General features: G+C 70.4%; 8 protein-coding genes. All 8 read right to left on the bottom strand.

Annotation, left to right across the window (positions count from 1 at the left end; all coding sequences use genetic code 11):
* The coding region (locus tag Mrose_RS17280; RefSeq protein WP_220452359.1) for a hypothetical protein at window positions 1–728 on the bottom strand (728 nt) is incomplete at its 3' end.
* A complete protein-coding gene (locus tag Mrose_RS17275; protein ID WP_119280388.1) occupies window positions 729–1,028 on the bottom strand; it encodes a LysM domain-containing protein in 300 nt (99 codons plus the stop codon).
* A gap of 1 nt (window position 1,029) precedes the next feature.
* Window positions 1,030–1,680 carry a hypothetical protein gene (locus Mrose_RS17270; protein WP_119280386.1) on the bottom strand — a complete coding sequence of 217 codons (651 nt, stop codon included), beginning with the start codon at window positions 1,678–1,680 and terminating at the stop codon, window positions 1,030–1,032.
* Window positions 1,677–3,971, bottom strand: a complete 2,295-nt coding sequence (locus Mrose_RS17265; protein WP_119280384.1) for an eCIS core domain-containing protein — start codon at window positions 3,969–3,971, stop codon at window positions 1,677–1,679. Before Mrose_RS17265 ends, Mrose_RS17270 begins: the two co-directional genes overlap by 4 nt.
* A gap of 20 nt (window positions 3,972–3,991) precedes the next feature.
* The gene (locus tag Mrose_RS17260; RefSeq protein WP_147371710.1) at window positions 3,992–4,732 is read right to left on the bottom strand and encodes a M35 family metallo-endopeptidase; all 741 of its coding nucleotides are present in this window, start codon (window positions 4,730–4,732) and stop codon (window positions 3,992–3,994) included.
* A complete protein-coding gene (locus Mrose_RS17255) occupies window positions 4,729–5,082 on the bottom strand; it encodes a hypothetical protein (protein ID WP_119280380.1) in 354 nt (117 codons plus the stop codon). Before Mrose_RS17255 ends, Mrose_RS17260 begins: the two co-directional genes overlap by 4 nt.
* Window positions 5,079–6,944, bottom strand: a complete 1,866-nt coding sequence (locus Mrose_RS17250; protein ID WP_119280379.1) for an AAA family ATPase — start codon at window positions 6,942–6,944, stop codon at window positions 5,079–5,081. The genes Mrose_RS17255 and Mrose_RS17250 overlap by 4 nt, the downstream gene beginning before the upstream one ends.
* Window positions 6,941–7,154, bottom strand: a 214-nt coding sequence (locus tag Mrose_RS19030) for a hypothetical protein (RefSeq protein ID WP_220452358.1), incomplete at its 5' end; no start/stop codon positions are given. The genes Mrose_RS19030 and Mrose_RS17250, both read right to left, overlap by 4 nt.

Below are 7,154 nucleotides of genomic sequence, written 5' to 3'. Positions count from 1 at the left end.
AAGACGCCCCTGGAGGCCACCGGGGCCAGGGCGTCGTTGCCGATGTGCAGCGACTGCACGTTGCTCAGCGAGCCCAGGTTGAAGCTCAGGGTGGGCTGGGGGAGGCCCAGGCGGTTCTCCGGGCCGAAGTAGGCCGTGGTCACGCCGGGGGCGGTGGGCTCGAGGTAGAACACGAAGCCGTTGCGCCGGGCCAACTCCTGCAAAAAGGCCCGGTCGGTGCCCTGCTGCCAGGGGGTGCGGTAGAGCATGAGGGGGAAGTCGGTGGTGGGGGTGGCCAGCGGCACGATGCCGTAGCGGGCGTAGCGACTGACGACCTGGTTGAAGATCAGGAAGTCGGGGCGGTTGTCGTAGGGCTCGTTGCGCTCCTCTAAGTCCATCATCTGCCCCACGTCCTGGCCCATTACGGTGAGCCTCGAGCCCCCCGCCTCGGCGCTGGGCTCGAGCTGGTGGTGGGTGATGACCCCGTTGATGAGGGCGTGGGGCGCGAGGCCCAGGATGGCCGCGACCACCACCAGTGAGCCTGGCTCGAGCGCGCCGCTTTTGAGCAGGGTGTAGTCGAGGCTCTTGTCCTTGTGCAAGGCGAAGACCAGCCGGAAGCCGCTGGGGGCGCGGTCGTTGAGGTGCACCTCCACCTCCTGCAGGGCCCGCATGGCCTCTGCGGGGGCGGGGCGGGGGAGGTTTTCCCCCAGCCACAGCAGCACCCGTATGCCCAGCACGCCCGTGAGCACCTAGACCTCCGGCATGGCCACCCGGATCGAGCGGCCCACTTCCTCGAGTTCCTCCGGTTGCAGCACCGCGTTGGCGTCGCAAACCCGCCAGAACTGGGCGGGGTCGCCCAGGTAGCGGGCGCTGAGGTTGTCCAGCCGCTCGCCCTGGGTGAAGCGGTGCTCCAACAGCAACGTGGAGGCCGAAAGCGGCGGCAGGAAGCGCCGACGCACGTAGCGCACTTCCCGCTCCCTGCCGTCGGCGTCGCGGCGGGTGAGGGTGGCGGTGGGCAGGGGGTAATAGCGACTGCTGGGGTCGAACATCCTAGCCTCCGATCGAGGGCAACTCGGCGAGGTTTTCGGTGCTGCCGAGGGTGGCCATGACTTCCTTGGCGATCTGGTGGGCCATGAACAAGGCTCCGCCGGGGCTGAGCAGGCCGTAGTCCTGGTAGGTCAGCACCTGCAAGTCCAGCCGCACCCTGGCCCGGATGGGGTTGAGGCTGGGGTCGAAGGCTTCCTCGGTGATCTGCAGGCTGCTGAGCTTGACCGGCACGATGCGCCGGGGCCCCCACACCAGCACCGTGAAGGGCGCTTCGGGGGGCACCACCTCCACGATGCCCAGCCGCAGCAGCACCTCGTTGGCGATGACCAGCGCCGACTTGGGGTACAGCAGCATCTCCAGGGCCGAGAGGGTGGGGTAGATGCCCATGCTCACCGCGCTCTCCTTGGCCTGCTCGAGCTGGTCGGCGGCGTCGATCTCGACCTCGAGGCCGATGGTCTCCCGCGGTGGCCCTTTGAGCCGCAGGATCTCGCTCTGCTCCGCGCCGGCCTGGGGGGTGAGGGCGCTGGCCTGGATGGAGCGGGTGAGGGTGTCGGGGTTGTACTGGAAGACGATGACGCTGGCCACGGGGTTGAGCACGTCCAGGCCGATGAGGGCGCCTTTGTGCACCTTGGGCGAGCGGGGGAAGGTGGTCACGGGAACCTCCTGGGTGCGCGGGCGGGGGCGGTGGGGTGCTTGCGCATGTCCGGCGTGAGTTCGTACGAGCAGCCGCTGCGGCGGTCTTCCGGGCGCACTTCGATGGTGCATTCGACCTCGCGGTCCTCGCGCCCCCGGCGCGGCAGCCGCAATTCCTGGGGGATGGGCGGGAGCAGGCCCCCGCGCTCGGCCTCCAGGCCCCGTTCGCGGCACTCGCTCGCGGAGAGGGCGGTGAGGGAGCCCGGAGTGCGCTCGGTTTCGGTGATGCGCCGCCTTTCGGGGCGCGAGGTGCGGACCACCCCCACCCGCAGCAGGCGGAAGACCCGCTCCCAGGGCCGGCTGCCCCTGCGCGGGCTGCGCAGGAATTCCTCCACCGTGGCCAGCACCCTGGGGGCCAGGGGGTCGTCCGGCCCCAGTCCGAAGAGGGCCAGCCGGTCGTTAGGCTCGGGCAGCGCGCGGAAGAGGGAAACGAACTGCTCGGAGAGCTCGGCGTGAGGGATCTCCTCGCCCAGCAGGAAGATGCTGATGTCTTCAGCCGAACGGAACCCGCCAGCGCGGATGGCTTCGCCCAGGCGGCTGCTGGGAGCGGGCGAGGGCCGGCGACCCAGGAGTTCCCCCCCGCCGGATGGGGTGGGAAGGGTAGTCCCGCTGGGCAGGCGGGCGCGTAGCAATTCCGCCAGGGCTTCGGCGCGCTCCGCACCGAGCGTCGCGTTGTGGGCCTCGGTGGCCTCGGGCGAGGCATAGCCGAAGAGGGTGACCACCTGCCCGCCCGCGGCCACGTCGCGGGCCACTGCGTCTAGATTGGCGCTCGAGCGCGCCCGCAGGTCGGCGTCCTCGGAGGGGGTGGTGCGGTTGAGGCGGAAGTAGTAGCGGTATTCACCGGGGACCTCGACGCTTATCTCCCGGCTCACCTCCCGCTCGCTAGGGGGAATGTCCAAGTAGCACTCAAATTGTTTGGTGGGTGGCGGGCACAGGCATTGGAAGCACTCCTCCCGCCGCACCTCGGGGCCGCCTAAGGGCAGGCGGAGTTCGAGGCCGCCGGTGACTCCCGTGCCCCCGCCCGCCGAGAGGGTGAGGCACAGGCGTGAGCTGCCGAAGATGTCCACGCAGCCCGCCCCGCTGCCGGTGGGCGTCGGGGAAAGTGCGTCGGAAACCTGCACTTCCACCGAGATCGGGCCCAGTTGGGCTCCTAAGTTGAGGTTGAGCACGTCTCCAGGGGTCGCGCCCAGCCGGTGCAGGAAGTCGCTGGTGAGGAAGACTCGCCAGCGGTCGCCCTGGAACACCACCTGCGCCCGCCCGCCGATGCCCTCGCTGCCGGGGATATTGCTGCCGAGCACCTCGAGCGTCCCCTGCCCGCTGACCCTGCGGCCCACCACGTTGATCTCGAAGCCGATCCGGGCGGTCCCCGCAGGCGGAGCACCCCCGGTCAGGAAGGAGGAGAGGTTGGATTCGACCTCGGTGTAGATGTCGGTGGTGGTGCTGCCCCGGCAGTGGCGGTAGGCGATGGCAAAGGCGTCGAGGTCGGGGTTCCAGAAGACCCCCTCGCGCACGTCGGGGACCTTGCGGCACTCGCAAGGCATCAGCTTGCGGATCACGTGGATGCGCGCGTCGGCACCCGAGCTTGGCGCGGGCAGGCGCGCCGTGTCGGTGCGCAGGGGTTCGGGCACGTCGGGCGCGCGCTGCAGGCGGGAGGGGGCTCGGAGGATCGTCCCCGGCGTGAGGGTGCCTCCGCTCGCGATGCGCTGGGCCACGTCCTCGGCCTGGGCTTCGGAGGGGTCGTGGGCCGGGCCGAGGGTGAGGGGAGGGGTGTCGGCAGGCTGGGTCTGGAGCGGGGAACTCGAGCCTCCCTGCTGCAGCACGTGGGTCAGCTCGTGGGCCAGCAACTTTTGCCCCCTGACCGTAGCCGGAGCGTACTGCCCGGCGGCGAACACCACGTCGCGTCCGAGCGTGTAGGCCAGCGCGTTCACCGCCCGCGCCGACTCGGCGGCCCTCGAGTCCGTATGCACCCGCACCCCGCTGAAGTCGTGCCCGAAACGGGGTTCCAAGGCGGCACGTACGGTGGGCTCGAGCGGCTGTCCCGGCGAACGCAGCACCTCGTGGACGATGGGGGGAACCTCGGTAGGCTGGGGCCCTACCCCCTTGCGCTGCAACCCCAGCCGCTTGCGGCGGCAGTTCTCGCACTCGCCGGTCGGGCCAGGGGTGCCGCCACAGGCGCACTTGCGCTGGAGTGAGGGCCGGCGGGCGGTAGGGCTAGTCGTGGAGGTCTGAGGCTTTAAGAGGGCTTTCTCCATCACAAGGGTTCTCCCGGCCTCTATGGCCCGTAAAAGGCTTCCTCGGCGAAATTGGAGTAGGAATCGGCGTTGTCGAGAGCCTCGTTCACCGAGAGGCGGGCGTATTTGGCCTCCCAGACGTAGGCTTTGTCGTCGCGACCGGCGGCGTCGTGGGCTAGCTCGTGAACGATGGTGTTGGCCTTCCCGCGGGCGCTCTGGCCGTACCAGATGGGGCACAGGTGCACGTCGGTCCAGATGGCGTAGACATAGGCGGCGACGTTGTCGTCACAACTGGTTTCGCACTCGAAGTCGATCTCGGCGTTGAGGGCCTTGTAGATCTTGTCGAAGATCCGCACCATGGTGCGGATATCGCCGCTGTAGGTGGTGTGGAAGTGGCGGTTGAGCAGGTTGGCCACGGGGGCGGGAATGGGGCTGGGCAGGCTACTCAGCCCCATCAGCACGTTGGCCACCCACCGGCGGCCCAGCTCCACCGCTGCGTTGGCCTGGCGCTGCCAGTCGATGGGGCAGTCCTCGAAGCTGTTGGCCGGGCCGCTGGGCACCCTGACCGAGCACCGCGGGGAGCGCGCCTCGACCCTGCCGAAGCTGTGAGCGGGCGCGGAATCCCGCCTGGTGTTTTGCAGCCGCCGCCTGCGGCACTGCTCGCATTCCCCCGTAGGACCGGCGATGCCCCCGCAGGCGCAGCGGCGCTGCAAACGGGCGTCTCGAGCCGCCGGGTGGAAGCCGGAGCGCGGAGCCTGGGGCTTGCGCAGAGCTTCCCTCACGACTCTTTCCCTCCCTCCGCCGTGGGGTTGAGCCCCCGGTACACCGCCCGTGCCACCTGAGCCCCGACCTGCTCGGCCCCCGCTCCCGCCGCGACTGTGAAGGCCCCCGCGTCCAGCCGGGCCGCTTCGCCTGCTTGCTCGAGCGGCAGTCCCCCCTCCCGCAACAACCGGGCCAGCTCGAGCCGCACCGCCTCGGCGATGCGGTAGCGCTCGAGGGGGGAGAAACCGTACAAGACCAGGCTCTCGATATGAACCTCGATCCCGGCGAAGCGTTCAGCGTTTTGCGTTTTGCCTACGACCTCGTGGCCCTCGACCCTCGACGCTCGCTGGCGTTCGGCGTACTCTCTCATCCCCAGCCTCCGATCTCGGCCTCGGTGAGGGGGCGCTCGAGCTTGCCGTACTCCACCTGGGCGGCCCGCTTGAGGTGGCGCATCCCCACCGCCACGCCCTCCTCGGCGGCCAGGAAGGCCGCGTAGAGCGCGATGTTGCGGATGTTGCCCCCGGTCACGCTGAGGCGGGCCAGGAGGCTGTAGTCCAGGGGCTCGAGCGGGGTCTCGGGCGGGAAGATCCGGCGCCAGATCTCGCTGCGCTGGGCGGGGTCGGGGTGGGGGAACTGCACCACGAAGCGGATGCGCCGCAGGAAGGCACTGTCGAGGGACTCCTTGAGGTTGGTGGTGAGGATGGCCAGACCCCGGTACTGCTCCATGCGCTGCAGCAGGTAGCTGACCTCGAGGTTGGCGTAGCGGTCATGGCTGTCCTTGACCTCCGAGCGCTTGCCGAACAACGCGTCGGCCTCGTCGAAGAGCAGGATGGCCCCGCCGCTCTCGGCGGCGTCGAAGACCCGGCGCAGATTTTTCTCGGTCTCGCCGATGTACTTGCTCGCCACCTGGGCGAGGTCGATGCGGTAGAGGTCCAGGCCCAGCTCGGCGGCCAGTACCTCGGCGGCGAGGGTTTTGCCGGTGCCGCTGGGGCCGGTGAAAAGCGCGCTGATCCCCAGGCCCCGCTGCCCCTTGCGGGCAAAGCCCCAGTGCTCGTAGACCCTCGAGCGCTGCCGCACCTGGGCGGCGAGTTCCTGCAATAGCCGCTGCTCGTGGGCGGGCAGCACCAGGTCGCCCCAGGTGGCGCTGGCTTCGATGCGCTGGGCCAGATCCTCCAGCCGGGGCCGGGCTTGCAGGCGGCAGGCCTGCCAGAGGTCGCGGGGCGGAGGCTTCTGGCTCAGGAGGTCCTGGATGGCCCTGGCGCCGAGGTTGAACTGCGAGGCCAGCGCGGCGGCTTCGGACTCGCCCAACCGTTGCCGCCACAGCTCGAGCTGTTCGGCGGGCGTGGGCGGGCGCACCTCGAGCCGCAGGGTGGGCCGCTCGAGGGGGGGTGGCGGCTCGCGCGTGGAGGTCAGGACGCTCGAGCCCAGCCCCTCGACGAAGCGCCGCAGCAGGGTGGGCTGCTCGCCCTCGGCCTCGAGCAAGTAGACGCAGCCCCCCAGCACCCCCTCGCGCTCGAGCAGCCGTTGCAGGCCCTCGAGGTCGGCGGGGCTGGACGGCAGCAACTCGACCGGCAAGCGCAGCAGGCGCAGGCCCAGCTCGAGCGCGGCTTGCGCGGCGATGGCTTGCCGGTCGGCGGCCTCGGCGCCATAGAGCTGGACTACCGGCGGGGGATTCTGCTCGAGCCAGGCCGCGCCGATGCGCTCGGCCAGGGCCTGGTGCGAGGCCACCAGGGTGGCGGGCGGGGGTGTGGCCTGGAGGTAGCCCCACAGGCGCTCGTCGAGGTAGTCGGTGCCGGTGAGGTAGTGCAGGATGCGCTCGTCCAGGCGCAGGGCCCCCTGGGTCAGGTGGTTCCCCGACAACTCCACCAGCCGCCAGCGTCGCAGCGGCCCCGCCGGGGAGAGCGCGCTCCAGTGGGCCTCGCTCAGCGTCGCCAGGGCCAGGCCGAAGCTGGGGAAGGGCCTGAGCGGGTCTTTCTGCAGCAGTCGGGCGAAGCTGGCGTCCAGTTCCGGCCCCGCGCACAGCAGCAGCACCTCGCGCTCGAAGGGGGAGAGCCCGAAGGCCTGCACCAGCGTCTCCAGCGCCGCCGGGGCGGGTAGGGCCTGAGCCGCCTCGCGCAGGGCGTTTTGCGCCGCGGGGAGTTCGGAGGAAGCCTCGAGGCGGGCCCGCACCACCTCCAGCGCGGCCATCAGGTAGCGCTGGTTGGCCTGGGGCCAGCTCTGGATCGTGGTCATGGCAGGTTCACTTGGGGCTGTACGTAGAGCCCGAAGGTCGGGCTGGCCGGGTTGAGGTCGCGGGTCAGGGGGCTCTGGGCCCCGTCCACTTGGGCCCGCACCAGGTAGTCCCCCGGCTCCACGCCGCTCAGCGTGAAGCTGATCTTGTCGGTGTCGGGCTGGTTGGGGTCGCCGATGCCGTTGTGGGGTGGGGCGGGGAAGCTGTAGGCC

The sequence above is a fragment of the Calidithermus roseus genome, from assembly GCF_003574095.1.
Taxonomy (GTDB): domain Bacteria; phylum Deinococcota; class Deinococci; order Deinococcales; family Thermaceae; genus Calidithermus; species Calidithermus roseus.
This window is presented reverse-complemented; position numbering and strand designations above follow the sequence as displayed.

Bases quoted from the DNA above. Each gene is read 5' to 3' on its own strand.
- Mrose_RS17275 (WP_119280388.1), bottom strand. From the start codon at position 1,028: ATGTTCGACCCCAGCAGTCGCTATTACCCCCTGCCCACCGCCACCCTC.
- Mrose_RS17265 (WP_119280384.1), bottom strand. From the start codon at position 3,971: ATGGAGAAAGCCCTCTTAAAGCCTCAGACCTCCACGACTAGCCCTACC.
- Mrose_RS17255 (WP_119280380.1), bottom strand. From the start codon at position 5,082: ATGAGAGAGTACGCCGAACGCCAGCGAGCGTCGAGGGTCGAGGGCCAC.
- Mrose_RS17250 (WP_119280379.1), bottom strand. From the start codon at position 6,944: ATGACCACGATCCAGAGCTGGCCCCAGGCCAACCAGCGCTACCTGATG.